This is a genomic window from Pontibacter indicus (genome assembly GCF_900156345.1).
GTDB lineage: Bacteria > Bacteroidota > Bacteroidia > Cytophagales > Hymenobacteraceae > Pontibacter > Pontibacter indicus.
This window is the reverse complement of sequence record NZ_FTPP01000001.1, coordinates 570,002-590,551: the sequence shown is the minus strand read 5'-3', so window position 1 is coordinate 590,551 and position 20,550 is coordinate 570,002. Positions and strand designations below refer to the sequence as shown.

24 protein-coding genes are annotated in these 20,550 nt (G+C 51.8%); 19 read left to right on the top strand and 5 right to left on the bottom strand.

The genetic code is table 11. From position 1 onward, the window contains the following. Nucleotides 1–38 precede the first annotated feature (38 nt). The 9 genes from B0B12_RS02540 to cls all read left to right on the top strand — a co-directional run bounded on the left by B0B12_RS02540 (nt 39) and on the right by cls (nt 8,492). On the top strand, nt 39–983 hold the full coding sequence (locus B0B12_RS02540; protein WP_076665924.1) for a sterol desaturase family protein: 945 nt from the start codon (nt 39–41) through the stop codon (nt 981–983). Between the two features lie 570 nt (nt 984–1,553). Beyond that, entirely contained in the window at nt 1,554–2,282 is a 729-nt protein-coding gene (locus tag B0B12_RS02535) for a VIT1/CCC1 transporter family protein (protein WP_076665923.1), read from the top strand. Nucleotides 2,283–2,483: 201 nt separating this feature from the next. Further along, nucleotides 2,484–2,825, top strand: coding sequence for a hypothetical protein (locus B0B12_RS02530; RefSeq protein ID WP_076665922.1), 342 nt, complete (start codon nt 2,484–2,486; stop codon nt 2,823–2,825). Between the two features lie 153 nt (nt 2,826–2,978). Continuing rightward, nucleotides 2,979–3,191, top strand: a complete 213-nt coding sequence (locus B0B12_RS02525; protein WP_076665921.1) for a Sec-independent protein translocase subunit TatA/TatB — start codon at nt 2,979–2,981, stop codon at nt 3,189–3,191. Nucleotides 3,192–3,227: 36 nt separating this feature from the next. Then, nucleotides 3,228–3,887: a DedA family protein gene (locus B0B12_RS02520; protein ID WP_076665920.1), complete on the top strand. Its 660-nt coding sequence runs from the start codon at nt 3,228–3,230 to the stop codon at nt 3,885–3,887. Between the two features lie 29 nt (nt 3,888–3,916). Beyond that, nucleotides 3,917–5,365, top strand: a complete 1,449-nt coding sequence (locus B0B12_RS02515) for a dicarboxylate/amino acid:cation symporter (RefSeq protein ID WP_076665919.1) — start codon at nt 3,917–3,919, stop codon at nt 5,363–5,365. A 134-nt stretch (nt 5,366–5,499) separates the two neighbouring features. Next, on the top strand, nt 5,500–5,967 hold the full coding sequence (locus B0B12_RS02510) for a COG2426 family protein (protein WP_076665918.1): 468 nt from the start codon (nt 5,500–5,502) through the stop codon (nt 5,965–5,967). 61 nt (nt 5,968–6,028) lie between these two features. Next, nucleotides 6,029–6,988, top strand: a complete 960-nt coding sequence (locus B0B12_RS02505) for a calcium/sodium antiporter (protein WP_076665917.1) — start codon at nt 6,029–6,031, stop codon at nt 6,986–6,988. A 28-nt stretch (nt 6,989–7,016) separates the two neighbouring features. Continuing rightward, nucleotides 7,017–8,492, top strand: a complete 1,476-nt coding sequence (gene cls / locus B0B12_RS02500) for a cardiolipin synthase (protein ID WP_244554570.1) — start codon at nt 7,017–7,019, stop codon at nt 8,490–8,492. A 73-nt stretch (nt 8,493–8,565) separates the two neighbouring features. Here cls and B0B12_RS02495 read toward each other — a convergent pair whose 3' ends face one another. Both B0B12_RS02495 and B0B12_RS02490 read right to left on the bottom strand, forming a co-directional pair. Beyond that, entirely contained in the window at nt 8,566–9,819 is a 1,254-nt protein-coding gene (locus B0B12_RS02495) for an OmpA family protein (RefSeq protein ID WP_076665916.1), read from the bottom strand. A gap of 613 nt (nt 9,820–10,432) precedes the next feature. Further along, nucleotides 10,433–10,699 carry a hypothetical protein gene (locus B0B12_RS02490; protein ID WP_076665915.1) on the bottom strand — a complete coding sequence of 89 codons (267 nt, stop codon included), beginning with the start codon at nt 10,697–10,699 and terminating at the stop codon, nt 10,433–10,435. Nucleotides 10,700–11,275: 576 nt separating this feature from the next. On the opposite strand from B0B12_RS02490, the gene B0B12_RS02480 reads away from it, so the two are divergent. After that, a complete protein-coding gene (locus B0B12_RS02480; RefSeq protein ID WP_076665913.1) occupies nt 11,276–11,677 on the top strand; it encodes a hypothetical protein in 402 nt (133 codons plus the stop codon). 160 nt (nt 11,678–11,837) lie between these two features. Next, entirely contained in the window at nt 11,838–12,305 is a 468-nt protein-coding gene (locus tag B0B12_RS02475) for a DUF1569 domain-containing protein (protein ID WP_244554569.1), read from the top strand. A 531-nt stretch (nt 12,306–12,836) separates the two neighbouring features. Here the strand turns inward: B0B12_RS02475 and B0B12_RS02470 are convergent. Both B0B12_RS02470 and B0B12_RS02465 read right to left on the bottom strand, forming a co-directional pair. Then, nucleotides 12,837–13,331 carry a hypothetical protein gene (locus tag B0B12_RS02470; protein ID WP_076665912.1) on the bottom strand — a complete coding sequence of 165 codons (495 nt, stop codon included), beginning with the start codon at nt 13,329–13,331 and terminating at the stop codon, nt 12,837–12,839. Nucleotides 13,332–13,462: 131 nt separating this feature from the next. Next, entirely contained in the window at nt 13,463–13,777 is a 315-nt protein-coding gene (locus B0B12_RS02465) for a hypothetical protein (protein ID WP_076665911.1), read from the bottom strand. A 368-nt stretch (nt 13,778–14,145) separates the two neighbouring features. On the opposite strand from B0B12_RS02465, the gene B0B12_RS02460 reads away from it, so the two are divergent. The 4 genes from B0B12_RS02460 (at nt 14,146) to B0B12_RS02445 (ending at nt 17,030) form a co-directional block, all read left to right on the top strand. Then, nucleotides 14,146–14,553: a hypothetical protein gene (locus B0B12_RS02460; RefSeq protein WP_076665910.1), complete on the top strand. Its 408-nt coding sequence runs from the start codon at nt 14,146–14,148 to the stop codon at nt 14,551–14,553. A gap of 137 nt (nt 14,554–14,690) precedes the next feature. Then, complete coding sequence (locus B0B12_RS02455) at nt 14,691–14,885, top strand: hypothetical protein (RefSeq protein WP_076665909.1); 195 nt, start codon at nt 14,691–14,693, stop codon at nt 14,883–14,885. 9 nt (nt 14,886–14,894) lie between these two features. Next, the gene (locus tag B0B12_RS02450; protein ID WP_076665908.1) at nt 14,895–15,611 is read left to right on the top strand and encodes a PRC-barrel domain-containing protein; all 717 of its coding nucleotides are present in this window, start codon (nt 14,895–14,897) and stop codon (nt 15,609–15,611) included. Between the two features lie 147 nt (nt 15,612–15,758). Beyond that, nucleotides 15,759–17,030, top strand: a complete 1,272-nt coding sequence (locus tag B0B12_RS02445) for a PQQ-dependent sugar dehydrogenase (RefSeq protein WP_076665907.1) — start codon at nt 15,759–15,761, stop codon at nt 17,028–17,030. Nucleotides 17,031–17,103: 73 nt separating this feature from the next. Here B0B12_RS02445 and B0B12_RS02440 read toward each other — a convergent pair whose 3' ends face one another. Continuing rightward, on the bottom strand, nt 17,104–17,742 hold the full coding sequence (locus B0B12_RS02440; protein WP_076665906.1) for a DUF2911 domain-containing protein: 639 nt from the start codon (nt 17,740–17,742) through the stop codon (nt 17,104–17,106). 192 nt (nt 17,743–17,934) lie between these two features. Here B0B12_RS02440 and B0B12_RS02435 point away from each other — a divergent pair, with 192 nt between their 5' ends. The 4 genes from B0B12_RS02435 to B0B12_RS02420 all read left to right on the top strand — a co-directional run bounded on the left by B0B12_RS02435 (nt 17,935) and on the right by B0B12_RS02420 (nt 20,473). Beyond that, a complete protein-coding gene (locus B0B12_RS02435; protein WP_076665905.1) occupies nt 17,935–18,237 on the top strand; it encodes a phosphoribosylpyrophosphate synthetase in 303 nt (100 codons plus the stop codon). A 37-nt stretch (nt 18,238–18,274) separates the two neighbouring features. After that, on the top strand, nt 18,275–18,727 hold the full coding sequence (locus B0B12_RS02430; RefSeq protein ID WP_244554568.1) for a hypothetical protein: 453 nt from the start codon (nt 18,275–18,277) through the stop codon (nt 18,725–18,727). Nucleotides 18,728–18,830: 103 nt separating this feature from the next. Next, nucleotides 18,831–19,853 (top strand): potassium channel family protein, encoded by a 1,023-nt coding sequence (locus B0B12_RS02425; RefSeq protein ID WP_076665904.1) that lies wholly within the window; start codon nt 18,831–18,833, stop codon nt 19,851–19,853. Between the two features lie 122 nt (nt 19,854–19,975). After that, on the top strand, nt 19,976–20,473 hold the full coding sequence (locus B0B12_RS02420) for a VOC family protein (RefSeq protein ID WP_076665903.1): 498 nt from the start codon (nt 19,976–19,978) through the stop codon (nt 20,471–20,473). Nucleotides 20,474–20,550: the final 77 nt, after the last annotated feature.

The window sequence follows — 20,550 nt, the reverse complement described above, 5'->3', positions numbered from 1 at the left end:
GAAACAATCAAACTCCACCTGCTGTTGGGGAAATTAGTATGGAGAAATACTGGAACATCTTCACGAGCTCTTTTTCAGACTACGGTAATTACCTGTGGCGGGAAATACTGAACCCGAGTTGGGGCAACTATTTCTACTGGCTGCTGGGGCTGTCGCTGTTTTTCTGGCTGTTGGAAGTGGTGGTACCCTGGCGCAAGGGCCAGCCTGTTATCCGGCAGGATTTCTGGCTCGACGGCTTCTACATGTTCTTCAATTTTTTCCTTTTCTCGCTGGTCGGTTTCAATGCCATCTCCAATATCGGTGTAGAGGCTTTCAATGATTTTCTGGCCCTTTTCGGGATTCAGAATTTAGTAGCTTTTGAAATTCAGTCCTGGCCGCTGTGGGCGCAGCTGCTCACGCTCTTTGTGTTGCGCGACTTCATTCAGTGGAACGTGCACCGCCTCCTCCACCGCTCTGATTATCTGTGGCGCTTCCACAAGGTACACCACTCGGTACAGCAGATGGGTTTTGCCGCGCACCTGCGCTTCCACTGGGGCGAAACGATCGTCTACCGCACCATTGAGTATATTCCGCTGGCCATGATCGGCTTCGGCATTCAGGACTTCTTCCTGGTCCATATTTTCGCCACGGCCATTGGGCACTTCAACCACTCCAATCTGCATATCCCGCTTGGTCCATTGCGCTATCTCTTCAACAACCCCCAAATGCACATCTGGCACCACGCCAAGCGCTTGCCCAACAGGTATGGCGCGAACTACGGCATCAGCCTGAGTGTATGGGATTACCTCTTCGGGACGGCTTACATGCCGAAGGATGGCCGTGATATTGAACTTGGTTTTGATGAGGTTGAAGTGTATCCAAAGTCTTTTCTGGAGCAGCAGTTCCAGCCTTTCAAGGAGCGTACAGCTATACCTCTGCAAGAGGTTGTACCAGCAAAAGAAAAGCAGTTTATACCTGCTGAAGAGGTTGATCAGTTGAATTGAGGTTGGGTTTCGCCTGCCTCAGGCAAGGCGCTAGAGTCCACGCTTGTGAGGGGCCTTTGACTTGGTTGCAGGTATAACTAGCTATACCTATACCTAGTGTAGCTCTATATTAGGTATAGCAATTTATGCACAAGCTCTTTCGGATTTCCTGATCCGAAAGCAAACTGTCGGGGATGACCACATCCCCATGTATAGGTGTAGCAATTGAGCCATTGCATAGCTGGCTTTTCGCCTGTGCGGCGGTCACTCACTTTTTTCCTTGATGGCGGTAGTGCCCCTCGACAAAGAAGTAGGCACAGGTTGACGATCGTGCACCAGAATCCTAAAAATTCTCTAATCCTGTAAATCCTGATTCAGACAAATAGGCATGTGCACGATTCGGACAGGTCGCGACCTGTCCCTACAAGGAAACGAGAATTTTGCGTAGTATCGCGACGTTATAACGTAACGTCGCTACAGTTCAACCTTTCTACCTTCTAAACTCTCTAACTTTCTAACTTCTAAACTCTTCCCCTCTCCTTTCCATTTTTTCCGTAACTTCAATGTGACTTCACTTAACAGCAGCACGCTATGCAACACCACGAGCTACAGTCGGAAGACAAAATCCTTTTCTTCAAGAAGGATTACATTTCTGAATTTGTGTATGGCGGTGTCGATGGGGCTATTACGACCTTTGCGGTGGTTGCTGGGGCGGAGGGCGCGAGTTTGGGTGTAGCGGTGGTAATCATTCTGGGGCTGGCCAACCTGATCGCCGATGGCTTTTCCATGTCGGTCGGCAACTACTTTTCTACCAAGGTTTCCCGCGAAAATTTTGACCGTCACAAGGCCCGCGAGTATTGGGAGGTGGAGCACCTGGGCACGACCGAGAAAGAGGAAGTCCGGGAAATTTACGCAGCCAAAGGTTTTAAGGGCCCACTGCTGGACCAGGTGGTAGAGGTGATCACTTCTGACAAAGATGTATGGGTGGATACCATGATGAAAGAAGAACTGGAGATGACCAAGGACGATAAAACACCTGTCAAAACGGCATCGGTCACATTCATCAGTTTCGTGCTGGTGGGCTCTATTCCGCTGCTGGCTTACATCTTTTCCGGCTCCGGATCAGGTATAGGCGGCTCCGAACTTTTCCTTTACTCAAGCATCCTCACCGGCATCGCCCTGACCCTAGTGGGCGCCCTGAAGAGCGTGGTAACAGAGCGCAACATGCTGGCAGGTATAGCAGAGACACTTCTGCTGGGTGGCCTGGCGGCATCACTGGCTTATTTTGTCGGCGATGTGCTGGAACAGGTTTTTCTATAAGGTTGGGCGCCGGAAAACCTGCATACGCTGCTAAATGGCTGCTTAAGAACTACCTGCAGGCAAGAAAGCACGTCAATGGGATTTTCTAAAATTGTGCAAATTTAAATTTACAGGTATCTGACTTACTTGTAGATTGTAGTATATTTACGCCGTTTTATGGTCCTGATTCCGCTTAAACCCCGCTTACTAAGGCATTTGATAATGTCGCTCGCTCTGCTTTGGGCCGTCTTGCTCCATTGCGGGTCAGCGTATGCGTACGATTCGGCCATACCAGAAGCGCAGGAAAGCACAACGGTTCAAGCACAGGAAAACGGCGGCAGCAGCGACTATGACCATGATTTGCAGACCGGTCAGTTATACCTGGCCCAGGAAGGCACGATTTCCTCCTGCCTACTCAGCCTGCACCCTGCCACCACCGACACAAGAACACACGCACTATCGTTTGCCGATCAGCAGGCAATTACACCCTACACGGTACGGGCGCCGGGCGAGAGCTTCTTTTGTCAGTTCCTGTATACCTTCGTTCAGCCACAAGCCCCCTAGGCTGCTGCCACGTCCATTTAGCTGCCACAATCTGCTTCTACAAAAGTCTGCAGGGCCTATCCGGCAAATGCAGGTATAACTATGCACATCTTATTTTTCTGGCAGCCAGTCGATTAACTTACTTTTTTTAAACTGATTTTTTATCAACATCATATGATCATCACTGCAATTTTCGCCTTCATTGGCGGTCTTGGAGGCGCTGAAGTGGCCCTCATTATTTTCGCTTTCTTACTACTGTTTGGTGCCAAACGCATACCTGAACTGGCACGCGGACTAGGTCGCGGCATACGCGAGTTTAAGGACGCCACCAACGAAATCAAGAGCGAGCTCGACAAGTCTGTGCAGAACACCGACGAAAAGAAATAACAGGCTAGTCCGGCACACAAAGCGTCAGCTTACCAGATGGATTTCGTTTATTATTTGATAGACTTCGTTCTGCACATCGACCAGCATCTGGTTGAGCTGGTGCAGGAGTATCAGCAGTGGATTTATTTTATTCTGTTCCTGATCGTGTTCTGTGAGACGGGCCTGGTGGTGACCCCATTCCTACCCGGAGACTCACTGCTTTTTGCGCTCGGTGCGCTGGCGGCTATACCTGCCTCCGGCCTCAACCTGACGCTTCTGATCGTGTTGTTGATCACGGCCGCCATTCTGGGCGACTCCTTCAACTACTATGTGGGGAGCAAGATCGGAAGCCGCATTTACCTGCGCGACTTCTGGTTTATGCGCCGCTCGCACATCGACCAGACGCAGAAGTTTTATGCGAAGTACGGCGGACTTACGATCATTTATGCGCGTTTCGTGCCGATCGTCCGCACCTTCGCTCCCTTCGTGGCAGGTATAGCCAAAATGGATTACAAGCGTTTTTTTAGCTTCAACGTGATCGGGGCGTTTGTTTGGGTGGTGTTCTTTATGATGGCAGGCTATCTCTTCGGTAACCTGCCGGCCGTAAAGCGGCACTTCTCCCTGTTGATCCTGGCCATCATCGTGCTTTCGATTACCCCTCCTATCATCGCCGCCATCAAAGGCTGGCTGTCGAAGAGAAAGTCCTTGCAGAGTTAATGAACCTTAAAGCTTTAGACGACTAACATATGAACAAGAAGGCTATACTGCCACTGGCTACCCTGATCTGTATCAGCATTGCCGCCCTCCTGACGGTGCTGCAGCAGTACGAAATTATCGCACTGCCAGCCGCTGTCATCACCGCCATCCGCTGGGCTGGCACAGGCGTGCTGTTACTTTACGCCCTGCAGAAACGCTCCCTTACTACCTGGATTCTGGTGAGCATGGTGGTAGGTGCCCAGATCGGCTACGACTTCCCGGATGTTGGGCAAAGCCTGAACGTGCTTAGTAAGGTATTTTTGAAACTGATCAAGACCATCATCGCGCCTCTCATCTTCGCTACGCTGGTAGTGGGTATAGCCGGCCATGCCAACCTGAAACAGATCGGCAGCATGGGATGGAAAGCGCTCCTTTACTTCGAAGTGGTGACGACAATTGCCCTCTTCATCGGTCTGGCTGCCATCAACATCAGCAAAGCCGGCGAAGGCATTGACATGACAGGTATAGCCGAGACCGAGGAGATCGTGGCTCCGGTCAAACAAACCTGGCAAGACATCATCCTGCATATTTTCCCTGAAAACATTGCCAAGTCTGTTGCCGAAGGACAGGTACTGCAGATCGTGGTGTTCAGCGTGATCTTTGCTATTGGCCTGGCCATGGTAACCGAAAAGAAGCGCAAGCCTATGATCGACTTCTGCGAGAGCCTTTCGGAGACCATGTTCAAGTTCACGAACATCATCATGTACTTCGCACCGGTGGGTGTGGGTGCTGCCATTGCCTACACGGTGGGTCATATGGGCTTCGGTATCCTGGTGAACCTGTTCCAACTGCTGGCTACGCTCTATGTGGCGCTGCTTGCCTTTGTGCTGCTGGTGCTCCTGCCAATCGCGCTCATCGCCCGTATTCCAATCGTGCGTTTCCTGAAGGCCATCTCGGGTCCGGTGTCCATTGCTTTTGCCACGACCAGCTCGGAGGCCGCCCTGCCACGCGCCATGGAAGAGATGGAGAAACTAGGCGTACCACGCCGCATCGTAGCCTTCGTCATGCCGACCGGCTACAGCTTTAACCTCGATGGCACCACACTATACCTGGCGCTGGCCGCGGTGTTTGTGGCACAGGCCGCAGGTATAGACCTGAGCTGGGAGCAGCAATTGCTAATGGTGTTTACGCTGATGCTGACAAGCAAAGGCGTAGCGGGTGTGCCGCGTGCCTCCCTCGTGATCCTGCTGGGTACGGTTGCTTCTTTCAACCTGCCGGTATGGCCGCTGTTTGCCATCCTGGGGATTGACGAACTGATGGACATGGCCCGTACATCCATCAACGTGACAGGTAACTGCCTGGCCACTGCCGTAGTAGCCCGTTGGGAAGGCGAGTTTGACCCGCAGCCGGAAGTAGGCCTGGTAGAAACAACGAACCCGGATTTACACGATGCGCTTCCTAAGCCGGAAGAAGAGTCTTCTAAATCTGTAACCGCTTAAACTCACGCAAAGCAATTAATTCTAAAGTAAGGCGACCCGGTTAGCGAAAGAGCCGACCGGGTCGCTCTGCTTCAAATTTTCTGAGCAACATCCATCTCCCCTATTGTACACATTAATTTGCCCTGAGGCGCTTTATGTTTGAAATACTGATCTATACCTTTCTGCTCAGCATCTCTCCCTTCGGCGAGGCGCGGGCAGGCATTCCGTACGCCGTGCTCAACGACATGCCCGTATTCTGGGCCTTTGTGGTGGGCCTGGTCGGCAACCTGCTCATCTTCCCCTTACTGGCCTGGCTGATCGAGTCCTTCAGCAAGAAGCTCTGGCCAAACAGAACCTACAAAAAGGGCGTGATCAAGCTGGGAAGGCGGGCCAAGAAAGGAGTTGGCGCAGAAGTTCAGAAATATGGCTTCTGGGGACTAATGGTGTTTGTGATGATTCCGTTGCCGGGCACCGGCGCTTACATGGGCACCATTGCCGCCTACCTGCTCAAGATCAAACGCGGACAGGCTTTCCTGGCAGTGAGTATTGGCGTCATCATTTCCTGCCTCATCATGGCAGGCGGATCCTACCTCGGAAACATGGGATTGAAAACTTTACCTTAGAATTACGTTAAATCGTAACGCAAACCCTTTCAGGTTTGCGACTCAGGTAATTGATCCCTACATGCTAAACATTCTACTCTTACTGGCCGGCTTTGCGGCGCTTATATTCGGGGCAGACAAACTGGTAGACGCCGCCTCCGCCCTCGCCAAGAAACTGGGCGTTCCGAACATTGTGATCGGTCTGACCATTGTGGCCTTTGGTACTTCGGCTCCCGAACTGGTGGTGAACGTGTTTGCGGCTGCCAACGACAACACCGACATGGTGATGGGCAATGTCATCGGGAGTAACCTTTTCAACGTCCTGGCCATTCTGGGATTATGCGCCACCATCTACCCACTCACCGTTAAGCGCAACACCACCTGGCTCGAAATACCGCTTAGTTTTCTGGCGGCCGTGGTGGTGCTGATCCTAGCCAGCGATTTGTTGCTGGACGGCGCTGCCACCAACGTCATCACCCGCTCCGAAGGCCTCGTGCTGCTGCTCTTTTTCGCCATTTTCCTGGTATACAACGTGGTAATCGGCCTTGGCGGAAATGCAGACGACGAAGAAACGGAAACCAAGGATTATACCTACCTGAAGTCTGTGCTATTCATTGTGCTGGGGCTGGCCGGTCTGGTGATTGGCGGTCGGCTGATCGTGACGGGCGCCGTAAACATTGCCGCGGCTTTCGGGCTGTCAGAACGCATCATTGGCCTTACCATCGTTTCCATCGGCACCTCGCTCCCGGAGCTGGCCACCTCAATTGTGGCGGTGCGCAAACGCAACGTGGACATCGCCATCGGCAACGTGGTGGGCTCCAACATCTTCAACATTTTCTTTATCCTGGGGGTGTCTACGGTTGTGGCACCAGTGCCGGTAAACCCGGCTTCCTTCACCGATATTTACATGAACATCGGCACCAGTCTGCTTCTATTCATCTTTATCTTCACAGGCAGGGGACGCCAGTTGTCGCGCGGAGAAGGCATTGTGTTCCTGCTCCTGTATGTGGCCTACCTCGTGCTGCTGATCAGTCAGGAATAAGATAACTGGTTCTAAAACCCGGCCCTGCATGCTGCGTGCGCTCTCAGACATCGACTGGCTTCTGATCGGAGAAACGCTATACCTGGCCGTGTTGGTGCTCGTGTGCCTGCGCATCATTTACGACACCCGCTCCTCGATCAAAACGCTCGCCTATTTGCTGCTGGTCATCTTTCTGCCGGTTGCCGGTATCTTTTTCTATTTCTCGTTCGGCATCAACTACCGCAAGCGTAGCCTGTACTCCAAAAAGCTGTTGCAGAACGTAGAGCTCATGAAGCAGATCAGGCAGCGGATCATCACCACGTCCCGAGAGAACTTCAGGGCGAGCAGTGAAGAGATACAACACTACCGCCCCCTGGCGAAATTGCTCCTGCGCGATAACCTCAGCCCCCTAACCGCAGGCAACAAAGTGAAGCTGCTGCTGAACGGGGAGCAGAAATTTGCCGAAGTATTCGAAGCCATTGAGAACGCCCGCCACCACATCCACCTGGAGTACTACATCATCGAGAATGACCATATCGGCAACAATCTGAAAGACCTGCTGATCAAAAAGGCGAAAGAAGGTGTCATCGTGCGGGTCATCTACGACGACTTTGGCAGCCGGTCCATACGGCATGGCTTCAGGAAGGAGCTGCAGGCAGCCGGTGTGGAGGTATACCCTTTCCACAAGATCCACATCCTCTTTCTGGCCAACCGCCTCAACTACCGCAACCATCGCAAGATCATCGTGATAGACAGCATCACAGCCTTTGTGGGCGGCATCAACATCAGCGACAGCTACATCAACTACTCCGACCAACAGGAGCGCAAACCTTACTGGCGCGACTCGCACCTGCGCATCGACGGGCCGGGGGCTTTCTACCTGCAGTACCTCTTCTTCACAGACTGGAATTTTTCGTCGCAACGACACCTGGAGCCGGAAAGTAGCTACTTCCCGAAACCCACCGACGCGCACGGCAACACCGTGGTTCAGCTCGCCTCGAGCGGACCCGACTCCGCCAAGCCCACCATCATGTTTTCCATTCTGCAGGCGATTGCCTTGGCAAAAGAGGAATTCCTGCTAACCACCCCCTACTTTATACCTGGAGAAAGCATCCTGGACGCTTTGTCGATCGCAGCCATGGGCGGCGTAACGGTGCGACTGCTGGTACCCGAAAACTCAGATTCTTTTATCGTAAACGCCGCTGCCCGATCTTATTTCGAGGACCTGTTGGAGGTGGGCGTGCAGATCTACCTCTACCAGAAAGGCTTCGTGCACGCCAAAACCTTGGTGGTAGACAACACACTGTCAATGGTGGGCACCGCGAACATGGACTACCGCAGCTTCGACCTGAACTTTGAAGTGAACGCCGTGGTGTACGACACAGTTTTTGCCGGTGAGCTCCGCGAAGCTTTTTTCCAGGACCTGGAACATGCCGTGCTACTGGATGCAGCGGAATGGAAAGCCCGCCCGGTTTACAGGCAGCTGATCGAAAAGGTGTTTAAGCTAATATCGCCTTTGCTTTGATCAAAAAGAAACAGACAGGAAAGACCAAGTGGTTTCCCTGTCTGTTCTTGTTCTAGTATACCTGAAAAACTACCTACTTCTTGGTCACTAGCACATCGATGCGTCGGTTCTGGGCGCGGCCTTCTTCCGTAGCATTGTCAGCGACAGGGTGCTGCTCGCCATACCCTTCCGCCTCCAAACGATTAGCCGCTATACCTTGCTTCTGAATGGCATCCCGCACCGCTTCTGCCCTGCTTTGGGACAGTTTGAGGTTGGAGGCCGGTTGCCCTACGTTGTCGGTATAGCCCCCAATTTTGATGTTGACCTGCGGGTAGGCTTGCAGAATCTTCACGATGTTGTCGATCTGCTCCTGCGATTCTGGTTGAATGCGGGCGCTTCCGGTCTCAAAATGCAGTCGGTCGAAACTGAACCAGCTGGTTTTGTCGGGCACTTTGTTGTCGTCCTCAATAAACGCTACCAGTTTGCTTTCTATGCCGTCCGGCGGAATGTTGAGCACTACCCCTCCCGGTATCTCCCGTTCTGTAAAATCCACATCAGATCGTCTCGACTCCATGGGTTCTTCTGTTGTAGCTAGAGGCACCGTGGTGGTGGTTGGCTCTGTGGTTACGTTCTCTGCATCGTCGTTGCAATTGCGAAGTCCGAAAATAAGTAGCAGCAGGGCAGCAATAGCCAGCAGCGGCCAGAGCCAGTTTGTCTTTTTGCGAGGCTCCTCCGGAGTATGGTGCACGCGTTCGGTAGCTGCGGCAGCTGCCGGTTTGGGTCTTTCGATGTGGGATGCAGCTGCTGCTGCGGCGCCTCCTAATCCGCTTAAGCCGAGCACACTGACCAGACCAGGAGGAAGCGCACTCATGATGCTGGATTTCTGGCTGCTCAAATAGCTGCTCAATCCGGCTTCGTCCAGTTCATCGTCGTGGGTCTTTTTCCCCAGAAAGCCCAGCACCAAAGGAGCAATATAGCCAAGGATGGCAGAAACGGAGGTAGATTTTATACCTGCGAAATTGCTGAGCGCGCTGTTCACCCCGTCTATGTTATTGCCAAAGATTTGGGATAAGAACTGGTTGCCAACAGGTGATGTACTTCCGGGTGCGCCCGGAACAGTGTTGCTTAAACTGGACAGCATACCTCTGTCGCTGCCCCGGATCATGTTATAAATAGAGCTCATCACACCCGGCTCGGAGGTGCGGCTAACTAATCCGCCTAACACGGCGGGTATGATGCCACCAAAAGCTTTCGCAGTGGCAGGCTCGCTCTCGCCTAACTCCCTGCTGGTTCTTGAGATGAGGTCCGGAGATATATAACCCCGCAGTGACTCGAGTAAATCTGCCATCTAATTTTCTGTATAAAGTTTAACAAAGTAAATTATACTTTATACAGATTTCACCATACATAGTTGCTGTATACGGCAGTGCAAATCAGTTGTAAGTAATTAATATACTGTCTTTTAACCTCATACCTATTGTTATGGTCGTAGTTGGCTGATAGAAACAAAAACTATTATTTGTTACAACCCTATGCAATTGTGTAAACCACGTTGAGTTGCTGCTCAGTCAGGTATAATCCATGCAGCAGAAATACCCGCCTCCTATAGGTGGGGTTGGGACTTTGAGTAGGTAAACGCTAGAACGCTGATGTATTGGGGAAAACTCTCCTACTGTGGGTAAGGGTACGCTAAAAGACAAGGAGCGGCAATGGTGATTGGAAGCAGTATTTCCAGGTACAGGTACAGGTATAGCAATCTTAAAATAGCAATCTTAAAAGCTGCTTTATCCTCCCAATTCACACCACAATCCTAAAAAGAAAACAACCATATACCAAGCAAAAAATTAACGGAGTACAAAAGCAATTTCCTATATTACAAAACCACTACGCTTAAGGATTTCAAGCACGAAAGAGTAGGTATAAGCGTGACGTAGAAAGGCAATGAAGCAGGCATACCGTCCTTACTTGGAGAGCTCTTCGATGATCCTGCGCTTCACTTCGCGTTCTACTTCGCGCTCCACATTGATCGTGTCAACTGCCCCGATCTTGTGAGCGAGTGAATCGATGCCGGTGTAGCGTTCCAGTTCCTTGTTGGCGGAGTGGTGGAGCGAGTCGATGACCATGGTGGCGCCGGCTTCGGCTACATTGTAAAGCGTGTCTTCCAGGTTGTGGTCTGAGGAGCAGGAGGCAGCGCCAAAAGCGAGCGCTACAAAAAGTAACTTCTTCATTCGGGTGAGGTAATTTTAAGTGCTAAGATACCACGCTAGCCTGCAGCTACCATACCACCGAACACGAAGAGCCCGCTGCTTCATACAGACAACGGCAGTAGCATCCTGTATAACGGGTATAGCCAGCCAGACGCACAGCGGTTGTTATGCCGGAATTGCCACTTGCCAGATTGCTGAACCTAATGCGTGTAGTAAGCCGGTAAAACCAAAGGAAGGTTTATTTTAAAGCTAGACAAATGCCAATTAGGAAACCGTATTGCAACTTTGAGCCTGGCCAGGTCGGGATCAGGCGACTAAACTGCGAAGGTTGGCTGCTACAGGAAATGCAGGTTTTAAAAACGGAGGAATGGATAGGCGGACATTTAAAGCTGTCTATATTTTTATGCTATTTTTATGCTGCAAATGCGAAAACTACTTGAAAATAGGAGAAATATTCGACTCTCACCATGGCTATTCCAGAGAAGCGATAAAACCAGGTGAAACGATGAAGTTGGAAGTGGAGATCGTTAATTTTTCACTTCATGAATTACATCAGTAAATAAGAACGAACCATACCTTAAACCCACTTCATAACACATGCAAACCAAAATTATGATGACCCTGAGCGCCGCCGTGCTGGCCGTGCTAGGTATAGCCTTCACCTTTCTGCCTGAAGAACTGGCGGTATACCTAGGCTCGGAGCCGGGTCCGCTTGATGTGCTCCAGCTGCAGGTGGTAGGCGCCTTGTACGCAGGCTTCGCCATGCTCAACTGGATGGCAAAAGGCAGCCGGGTCGGTGGCATTTACAACCGCCCGATCTGCATCGCCAACTTCGCCCATTTCTTTATCGGCGCGATGGCCATGTTCAAGTTTTTGTTCCGCTACCCCGAGCAGCCCTTCACACTCTGGATCTTGTGCGCCGTATATGCCGGGCTGGCGGCCTGGTTCGGCCTCACGCTCTACCGACATCCGCTGCCTGCCCAATCAAGCCAGGTATAGCAGCCTTTTTCCCAGACAAGGTATGCACACAGCAGGTATAAATTCAAGAGTAGCTGGTTACTGTGTTTCCCAACATGCTTATCAGAATTTAATACTCCCAGGTACTGCGCAGACCTTGCGAAAGAGTATCTTTAGGCTACCAAAAACCTGAACCCTAGACATGAATTCGCTAGACATGAAAAATATCTTCTCACCAGATACCACCGCCGCACTCACGCAGCGCATCAACCAGCTACAGACCCGCACAAAACAGTTGTGGGGCAAAATGAACCCTGCCCAGATGCTGGCCCACTGCAACGTCATCTACGAGATGGCCTACGAAGAGAAGCACCCGAAACCCAATGCCTTCAAGCGCGCCATCCTGAGGCTCCTGCTGAAAAACACGGTAGTCAATGAAACACCTTACAAACGGAACAGCGCCACGGCACCGCAGCTTAAAATGTCGAGCGACAAAAACTTCGCCACCGAGAAAGACCGCCTCCTGCAGTACATCCGCTACACCGAGTCCCTGGGAGCTGCCCACTTCGAAGGCCTGGATTCCCATTCATTCGGCCCGCTCAGCAGCCAGGAGTGGAACAACATGTTCTACAAACACCTCGACCATCACCTCAATCAGTTTGGTGTGTAGGGCTAGTTGTGGCAGCGCGTTGGGCGGGATACTACTGCTCTTCTGGATTTGAAATCCGATTTACAGCCTGCAACCGCTGTGCCTTTTCTACAAACCTAATGGCGGAATCTAAATCCCCATAATGGCTTTGTGTCGGATTGCGAATCCGAAGCAGCTGAGAGGGAAACCATTGAGCTGTAAATAGCTACCGTTTTGCTATGTTGCTACTGCACTAACTAGTCTTCGGTCTAGGTAACATCCCTGTAGTCCCCTCGAAGGAAACACTCCTAATAAAGTTTTTTTTAGATTCAGACCTTTTGCACTCTTTCTGTCATTTCAACCTTTGGGAGAAATCTGAATAAACTCAGGTTCGGCCTCTCAAAATAATCCAGATCTCTTCATGTTGCCGGAATGACAATAAGAGGGGATTTGATCTTAATAACAATCTGTATTGGCAGGCCCGATCATCATCAAAAAAATGGCCAGTGAGCAAAGGTATACCGCAGTACGGTTTTCCCTTTGCCCACTGGCCTTCTCAGCTTTCGGAGTTTCCTATACCTGCACGGCCTTTCTGCTCGATATGTTATGCTGTATGATCGCATTCCATTCCTCTGCCAGTTTCAGTTCGCCTTTCAGCATCATGATGTCCTTGGTGAGATAGAACGGCAGGTATACGCTCGACTCTTTAGCTCCTTGCAACATCAGGCGTAGCCCGATCGCGTCGAAGATACGGTTCCCGTTATTTTCGCGGTACGCGCTGTCTACAATGCTTTGCTTCACAGAAGACAATTCTGTGATCATCTCCTGCGGAATACCAGTTTCGTTGTGCCAATAGAACAGGCGGCTTTCGGTTTCGTCGAGCCCAATCCCATACTGCTCGTTCCAGAAATCATATTTGCCTAGTTGCAGACCATGCCGCTGTGCCGCATCCAGGAAGGGCTGTTTTGCTTTGTTTAACTTTGACTTTTGCTTTTGTTGTATATAATAAATCGGGACTACAAAAAGTGCGAGCGCCAGTATTCCCATTACGATGGTGGATGTATCCATTTCTCTTTTCTTCTTTTAAATGACATAAAATGACAGGAACAGGTATGCTTGCCGGTGCTTTGACCGCATCATACCTGAACTTGCTCAAAAGCAGGGCTTATGAGCAGTGGGCCGATAAAAAAGAAAAGAATCTACCAGAAGTAGTGGAAGGGAAAGATAATGTCCGAGATGGTGAGGCTGGGACTAAAATACCGGGCGCGCTGCAGGTAGTGCTTTGTCTGCAGTTGCAGCCTGAACTCCTGTGCCCAGCCGAGTGTAGCCAGCCCCGGGGAAGCCTGCTTGAGCGGTGCCGACGGCCTTGGCTGCCACAGGCGTAGCTGCTCTTCGGGCTGAAGAAACTCCGCTGTGTGCTTTAGTTTGCCCTTGCCAAAATAGGATGTTTCGCTATCAGTAGCCCACTCCTTTACCGATTGGGCCCGCATCTCCATCGCCGCCCTGGTCTGCATTCCATAGAAAGCAAAAAAGAGCGAGAGTGCGAATACTATATTTTTGACAGCGTAGTGCACCCTGCAAGATACTAAAATTAAGCGAGGGGAGCTCTATCTAGGTTCTATTGTCGGGGTTCTTCGCCAGCATGTGTGTACAGTTATGCTTCCCTCTGGCCTGTTCGACAGGGATTCTCGTGTGCGATTGTCATCCCCTACCCCCATCAAGAAATAAAGTAGGTACCCGCCGCACAAGCGAAGCTATGCAATACACCCGCTATACCCACAGCAATAGCTACATAAACAACTATAACAACAAGGCAAAAAAGCATGTAATAATATAGCATGAAAGCCTAAGCTATTACAGCACAACCACATTAGTAGTAATTATGAAGCGATCATTCAAACACTACTGGAACAGCCTGGGCCAACGCTACTGCACTATCCGTTACCTTGAAACCCGGAAAATGATCAGCATTATCTGGAAAGGTACTGCCACTCGTGAGAGCATCCGGGAGGTGGCGCAAGGGCTCAGTGAATTGATCCGGGATTTCCCCTGCGGCTCAATTCTGAATGATGTGCAGGAGTTTCACCAGGGGCCGGCTGATTATCTGATGTGGTCTGACTGGAACATGGAAGGACTTCGTGAGGCAGGCATCCAATTCATCGCCTACGTGCTGCCTCCCCAGGACCCAATTCCAGAGCCAATAGAAGGCAAGAGCCTGACGCCGGATGTAAGATTTTTCAGGCATACCATGGATGCGGTGGAGTGGCTCAACAAACAGCATCAGCACTGAAAATCTTGCCTAAGTTTCCTAACACCCCGCTTTTTCAACAATCATCTCTGCAACAGCGTATTAAGCTCAACACCTCCCTCCGCTTAATTGGCAGGTATAGGTGAACCGATAAAACTATGAAAAAATAACAACGCAAAATGGCTGAGATAAACATCCAAAAAAAGAAAAAACCTGTTTGGCCTTGGATCCTGCTGGTAGTGATTCTGCTCCTGTTGGGATGGGCAGTTTATGAATTGGTATTGCGGGACGGACAGGCCCAGGCGCTGGCCGCTGTCTGCACACAGATGCCCGCCTCTACCCTCGACTTTATACCTGATGTGATACGCACTTAACCTGAAATTATGAACGACAACGAACTAAGAAACCAAAGATTGGTGGCCCTAAGCGAGCTCAAAGACTACGAGGTAGCCAAGAACAACACCGACGTGACAGGCTGGCGCGTGGTGGGCGCCGACGGCGAAAAGCTGGGCGACGTGAAGGACCTGATCGTAGACATGGATGCCATGAAAGTGCGCTATTTGTCTGTGCTCGGTGACAACCGCTTCTTCAACCGCGACCGCGACACCTACATGCTCATCCCAATCGGAGCAGCCGCCCTCGACCGCAAAGGCAAGAACATATTCGTGGCTTCAGTGGATGCCAACACCATTTCCCGCTACCCGGCCTACGGCGGCGGCCCCATTACGCCGGATTATGAGTATGCCGTGCGCGACAATTTCCGTCGGGCCCACCACGAAGCCTTCGGCGACAAGTCCGAGTACAAGTCCGAGTTTGACGATGCCCTGCAGCGCGACGCCACCACCACGCGCCGCATCAACCCGGACTTTTACAACGACGAGTCCTTTAACGAAGATCGTTTTTATACGGCCACTGAACCTGTATACGACCGCGATGCATCGGTGCAGCGGACGACCGACACTGCCGATACCCGAGACCACCGCACCAAGCCTGTGGAAGATTCCATTGCCACCATCGAGCGACTGGAGAACCTGCGCAAGCGCGGCTCTATTACGGAAGAGGAATTCAACCTCCTCAAGAGAAGGGCGCTGGAGTCTTAGACCGCCATTGGACCTATCCTATACCTGCAAAGCCGCACCCGATAAGCGTGCGGCTTTGTGGTTTACAATGCATTGCGAACAAATTCAACACAATAGAGTAAAACAAGTGACTTTACGCAGAACACCAATCACAAAAAAAAAAACACTATGAAACTATCCCGACTCATCCTCCTGAGCGCCATCGGCATGGCCACGCTGGGTGCCTCCTGTAGCGAAGAAAGAGCCACCGAACAGGAAAACGAACAGCAGGAGCCCGTAGCCACTACTCCGGAGCAAGACTGCCAGCCGATTGACAGAGGCACCGCCAACGTACCTGAGCAGAAGCCTACCTTCGAGGGCCAGACACGCGCCTGCGAGATGAAAACCGATTCAACGGCATACCAGGTACAGGTGCTCACCAAGAGCCTGAAAAAGCCCTGGGCCGTGGAGCCCCTCCCCGATGGCAACCTGCTTGTAACCGAAAAGGGCGGCCAGATGCGCATTGTGTCGGCTACTGGCCAGGTGGGCAACCCAATTACAGGTATACCGAAAGTGGACGCCCGCGGTCAGGGTGGTTTGCTGGACGTGGCCCTCAGCCCGAAGTTTGGCTCTGACCGCATGATTTACTGGAGCTATACCGAACCACGCCAGGGTGGCAACGCCACCAGTGTGGCCCGCGCCGTGTTGTCAGAGGATCGCTCGCGCGTGGAGAACGTGCAGGTGATCTTTCAGGCACAGCCCACTTACGACGGCGACAAGCACTTTGGCTCCCGCCTCAACTTCGGTCCGGACGGCATGCTGTACATTACGCTGGGTGAGCGCTCCGACATCGAGATTCGTCCGCAGGCACAGCAAATGAACAGCCACATGGGCAAGATCATCCGCATTGCGCCGGACGGCAAGGTGCCAAATGACAACCCATTCGTGAACAAGGAAAACCACTTGCCTGAGATTTGGTCTGTGGGCCACCGCAACGTGCAGGCCGCCACTTTTAATGATGCAGGCGAGTTATGGATCGTGGACCACGGGGCACAAGGTGGTGATGAAGTAAATAAAGTGGAGAAAGGCAAAAACTACGGCTGGCCAGTGGTTACGTTTGGAGAGGAATACTCCGGTCAGCCTATACCTAGCGCGGTTACCACCAAAGAGGGCTTCGTAGACCCGATCTACTATTGGGATCCGGTGATCGCCCCTTCGGGAGCGCAATTCTATACGGGCAACGCTTTTCCGGATTGGAAGGGGAACCTGTTCGTTGGGGGACTGCGGGCACAGGCGCTGGTGCGTTTGCGCATTGAGAACAACCGCGTAACGGGCGAAGAACACCTGCTCAAAGACCGAGATCAGCGTATACGTGACGTGCGCCAGGGACCGGACGGAGCGCTGTACGTTGTGACCGATCAGGAAAACGGCGAACTCTGGAAGATAAGCCCTAAACAGTAAGCTCCTCTAAAAAAGCAGCATTAAAAAAGGACAGGTATACGCCTGTCCTTTTTCTATCTGTTCGATACCAAGTTTACTGCTGCGAAACGGGAAGCGTTACCCGCAGCATGTCCCAGGTGATCTGGATGCTGCCTTCGCCGCCGTCCCCGGAAATGATTTCGTAGCGCAGCCTTTCCTGTTTCGTAGGTGCCACCTCAGGCTTTACAGTAAAGCGCAGCACATCCTCCGACTCCGCATAATCGTCAGCCAGGTGTTGGTCCCAATTTTTGTTGATGATGATCGTCCACTCGGCCTCACCAGGTATGGTGAACAAAGCATATTTGCCGGAGGGCAGCTCTTTTCCGCCAATCGTGATGTCCTTGTCAGTCGTCAGGCTGGTAGCGGTATGCGCACCCGTTACCCATACCTGGTTATACGCTACCAGACCGCCCCAGATCACGCGTCCGCGTACGGCTGGCGAATGATAAGCTATGGTGAGGTGGGCGTCGCCGATCATTCCGTGTGCTTCCGCCTTCAGGCTGCCTTTCAGTGTATCAGGCTCTGCCTGCACCCCGATGATGCGGGAACCTTCACTGGCTTGCATATTATGCCCGGAATGGCTTTCCTGTGCTACAGGCGTCTCCTGCCTGTTTTCCTGCTCAGGGTGGTTGCAATACGTTAGGGTGGCAGTGAGCACAAGCCCTAACGCTATTCGGGTAGATGTTTTTTTCATGGCTGTAAGTTCTATTTAAGTACTACTGTACGAGGACAAGCTACAAATTATTCCTCAAATTAAAACACTCCCCTACCCAGCATCAGTGAAGCACTGCTGACACTGTCGAAGCTTCCAAAAAGGGCAGTTCAAAACGAAACCGTAGCGCACGTAGTACAAAGCTATAGTAATGAACCTAAAACCTATAAAAATATGCCTTATAACAATTATCCCACCCTCTCCGGCGCCTTGAACGACCTCAAAAAAAGAGGGTATACCGAGGATTTCAATCTGGAAGAAAACTGCATCGTCTGCTCCTCCAAATCCTTGGAGTTGAAACCTGAAGAGTTTTACATTGATGAAGTGCACCGTTTTGAGGGCATGAGCAATCCGGATGACAACTCAGTGATCTACGCCATCTCTTCTTCGAGCGGTGTGAAAGGCGTGCTGGTGGATGCCTACGGACCGTATGCGCAGGCCATCACACCTGAAATGGCCCGAAAGCTGCGGGCTTAAACCCGGCATAACGACTCTATCACGTAATACACGGAAAATGAAAATGGTAAAGGATTACTTCCTCCGGGCTATTCTGCTAATTGGTGTGAGCGGCTGCCAGCAGTCTGACAATGTACAAGACATGCTGCGAGACGAAGAGGAACGCCAGCAGGTATACAGCACCATTCTGGAAGATGAGCAGATGCGAAACGAGCTGATGGCCCAGATGCGGGACCAGAATATGGGCGAGGGCATGATGCGCGGCGGCATGATGCAGGGCGGTATGATAGGCGACACGTCTGGCATGGTGCACCTCCACCGCCAGCAAGTGCAGCAGCACATGAAGCAGATGATGACCCTGTGCGACTCCGACACCGTTGCCTGCAACGAGATGACCCGCCTGATGCTCCAGCACCGGGGCATGATGCGCAGTATGATGGAGCGCATGCAACAGCAGGGTATGATGGACAGCACCCAGCTAAACCGGATACGACGGGGAATGAACCGATAAGGCCAAGCTGGTAAAGATGGCGTAGTGTCTGTGCAGTTTACAGAACCCCAGGGCTTCTTAGAAAGTACAAGAGGTACTTATTGCGCACCCACGCTTGTTGTTTATGCAAATACTTTACGCGATTGCAGGTATAGCCATCATTGTGTATGTGATGAAAGACCTAATCACTACTACCTTGTCTTTTCAGGGGGGCGGACACCTGACCAATTTCATATCAGAGAACCTGTGGCGTCTGTGCCTGAGACTGGCAGGGCATGATGGTAAAAAGAAAATGCTCGAGCGGGTTGGCCACATGCTGCTGGTCCTCATCATCCTGACATGGGTGATGGGGATGTGGCTCGGCGCTTTTCTGCTCCTTCTCTCCGATCCGGCCTCGGTACTGAACAGCACGACAGAAGAGATTACCACCGCTTCGGAGAAACTTTACTTTGCCGGCTATACCTTATCTACCGTGGGCAACGGCGACTACAAACCTGGAAGCAATTTGTGGGACATTGTAACTAACCTGCTCGCCTTTAGCGGACTAGCTTTCATTACGGTTTCCATCACCTACATCATGCCGGTGCTTTCGGCGGTTATCCTGCAGGTAAAGCTCAGCGTGTTTCTCAACAGCCTTGGTAACTCGCCCCAACAGGTACTGCTCAATTGCTGGAACGGCGAGAACTTCGACCGCCTTCTCAGGCACGACGCCGATCTGGCCGACATGATCACAGAGCACAGCCAGAACCACAAGGCCTATCCGATCATTCACTTCTTCCACAACATTGAGCAACGTCAGTCTGTCGTCCTCAACCTGGCCATATTCGACGAGGCCATCAACTTCCTGAAGTTTGGCGTGCAGGAAGAGGTCAGGCCATCCGATGCTGAGCTGCTCACGATCAGGGGAGCGCAGGACTATTACCTCTACGTGCTGGACCGACACCACAAAAACGAGGAGCAGAAGCCATATACCTTTCCCGAAATGAAATGGGACGCCCTCATGGAAGCCGGCATTCCGTTAAAAACGCCGCTTCTAAGTGATTTTCATTCCCCGGAGACCTTTAAAGAACGGCGCGAAGTCCTCACTTATCTTTTGCACCAGGACGGCTGGAGTTGGAACGACATTTACCGCCCCGATCCTGTCTAAAGCTCCCCGAAAACTCAGGAGAAAGCAGGACTAATAGGTTGACAGTGCTCCTCAACACAAAACAGGACAGGATACGTATGGGCTACTATACCTGCAAGGTATAGCAACAGAACCAATTAGGTATGGCAACAGAGAAATACACCATTCCGGCGCAGACCCGCATTGGGCACGTACACCTGAAAGTAGCAGACCTCGACAGGGCCTTGGCTTTTTACCGCGATCTGCTGGGCTTTGAACTGATGATGATGTATGGGCCGGATGCGGCTTTTATTTCGGCAGGCGGTTACCACCATCACATCGGGTTGAACACCTGGTATAGCAAGGGAGGCACGCCGCCCCCGCCACGCAGCACGGGACTGTTCCATACCGCCATCCTCTACCCTACCCGAAAAGACCTGGCTGCCATCCTGAAACGGATCCGGGATGCGGGTTACCGCCTGGACGGCGCCTCAGACCACGGCGTTTCGGAAGCGCTCTACCTGTCGGACCCTGACGGCAACGGCGTGGAGCTCTACTGGGACCGTCCGAAGGAAGAATGGCCCCTCGACGAAGAAGGCAAAGTCACCATGTACACCCAGCCGCTGGATCTGCAGGATTTGTTGGGGGAGTTGGAAAAGTGATGTTTCTTGACAAAGGACTTTTGACAAAAAATGCTAAAGCTTATCCTCTGAGAAGATAGCCCTTTGTCAAAAGTCCT

Bases quoted from the DNA above. Each gene is read 5' to 3' on its own strand.
- B0B12_RS02535 (WP_076665923.1), top strand. From the start codon at position 1,554: ATGCAACACCACGAGCTACAGTCGGAAGACAAAATCCTTTTCTTCAAG.
- cls (WP_244554570.1), top strand. From the start codon at position 7,017: ATGCTGCGTGCGCTCTCAGACATCGACTGGCTTCTGATCGGAGAAACG.
- B0B12_RS02460 (WP_076665910.1), top strand. From the start codon at position 14,146: ATGAAGCGATCATTCAAACACTACTGGAACAGCCTGGGCCAACGCTAC.
- B0B12_RS02465 (WP_076665911.1), bottom strand. From the start codon at position 13,777: ATGCAGACCAGGGCGGCGATGGAGATGCGGGCCCAATCGGTAAAGGAG.
- B0B12_RS02525 (WP_076665921.1), top strand. From the start codon at position 2,979: ATGATCATCACTGCAATTTTCGCCTTCATTGGCGGTCTTGGAGGCGCT.
- B0B12_RS02435 (WP_076665905.1), top strand. From the start codon at position 17,935: ATGCCTTATAACAATTATCCCACCCTCTCCGGCGCCTTGAACGACCTC.
- B0B12_RS02450 (WP_076665908.1), top strand. From the start codon at position 14,895: ATGAACGACAACGAACTAAGAAACCAAAGATTGGTGGCCCTAAGCGAG.
- B0B12_RS02520 (WP_076665920.1), top strand. From the start codon at position 3,228: ATGGATTTCGTTTATTATTTGATAGACTTCGTTCTGCACATCGACCAG.
- B0B12_RS02475 (WP_244554569.1), top strand. From the start codon at position 11,838: ATGAATTCGCTAGACATGAAAAATATCTTCTCACCAGATACCACCGCC.
- B0B12_RS02430 (WP_244554568.1), top strand. From the start codon at position 18,275: ATGAAAATGGTAAAGGATTACTTCCTCCGGGCTATTCTGCTAATTGGT.
- B0B12_RS02470 (WP_076665912.1), bottom strand. From the start codon at position 13,331: ATGGATACATCCACCATCGTAATGGGAATACTGGCGCTCGCACTTTTT.
- B0B12_RS02505 (WP_076665917.1), top strand. From the start codon at position 6,029: ATGCTAAACATTCTACTCTTACTGGCCGGCTTTGCGGCGCTTATATTC.
- B0B12_RS02420 (WP_076665903.1), top strand. From the start codon at position 19,976: ATGGCAACAGAGAAATACACCATTCCGGCGCAGACCCGCATTGGGCAC.
- B0B12_RS02445 (WP_076665907.1), top strand. From the start codon at position 15,759: ATGAAACTATCCCGACTCATCCTCCTGAGCGCCATCGGCATGGCCACG.
- B0B12_RS02515 (WP_076665919.1), top strand. From the start codon at position 3,917: ATGAACAAGAAGGCTATACTGCCACTGGCTACCCTGATCTGTATCAGC.
- B0B12_RS02510 (WP_076665918.1), top strand. From the start codon at position 5,500: ATGTTTGAAATACTGATCTATACCTTTCTGCTCAGCATCTCTCCCTTC.
- B0B12_RS02455 (WP_076665909.1), top strand. From the start codon at position 14,691: ATGGCTGAGATAAACATCCAAAAAAAGAAAAAACCTGTTTGGCCTTGG.
- B0B12_RS02540 (WP_076665924.1), top strand. From the start codon at position 39: ATGGAGAAATACTGGAACATCTTCACGAGCTCTTTTTCAGACTACGGT.
- B0B12_RS02490 (WP_076665915.1), bottom strand. From the start codon at position 10,699: ATGAAGAAGTTACTTTTTGTAGCGCTCGCTTTTGGCGCTGCCTCCTGC.
- B0B12_RS02480 (WP_076665913.1), top strand. From the start codon at position 11,276: ATGCAAACCAAAATTATGATGACCCTGAGCGCCGCCGTGCTGGCCGTG.
- B0B12_RS02425 (WP_076665904.1), top strand. From the start codon at position 18,831: ATGCAAATACTTTACGCGATTGCAGGTATAGCCATCATTGTGTATGTG.
- B0B12_RS02440 (WP_076665906.1), bottom strand. From the start codon at position 17,742: ATGAAAAAAACATCTACCCGAATAGCGTTAGGGCTTGTGCTCACTGCC.
- B0B12_RS02495 (WP_076665916.1), bottom strand. From the start codon at position 9,819: ATGGCAGATTTACTCGAGTCACTGCGGGGTTATATATCTCCGGACCTC.
- B0B12_RS02530 (WP_076665922.1), top strand. From the start codon at position 2,484: ATGTCGCTCGCTCTGCTTTGGGCCGTCTTGCTCCATTGCGGGTCAGCG.